We start from the raw sequence: 241 nt of genomic DNA on the forward strand, positions 1-241 counted from the left end.
CCGCGGCCGCCTCTCCGGGTTCGCGGATGATGCCGCCCATGCGGCGCCCGGCGGCGTCGGGTGCGATCACCAGCTCGATCCGGGCCAGTCGGAGCAGGACACGGATGCGGGTCTCCTCGGACAGCGGTTCGGTCAGGGCCCGGGAGAGATAGGCGGCGGCACGGTCGCGGCGGCCGCCTCGGAGCGCGGCGGCGGCCGCCCGGCACAGCGTGTCCACCGCCCACGGGGCGCCGACCGGGCG

At 78.4% G+C, this 241-nt stretch carries 1 protein-coding gene; it reads right to left on the reverse strand.

Features of this window, described 5'->3' with window-relative positions; all coding sequences use genetic code 11:
* Positions 1 to 241: hypothetical protein (locus B7767_RS47125; protein WP_179167565.1), on the reverse strand; the 241-nt coding region annotated here is incomplete at both ends.

This window comes from Streptomyces sp. 13-12-16 (assembly GCF_002114215.1).
Taxonomy (GTDB): domain Bacteria; phylum Actinomycetota; class Actinomycetes; order Streptomycetales; family Streptomycetaceae; genus Streptomyces.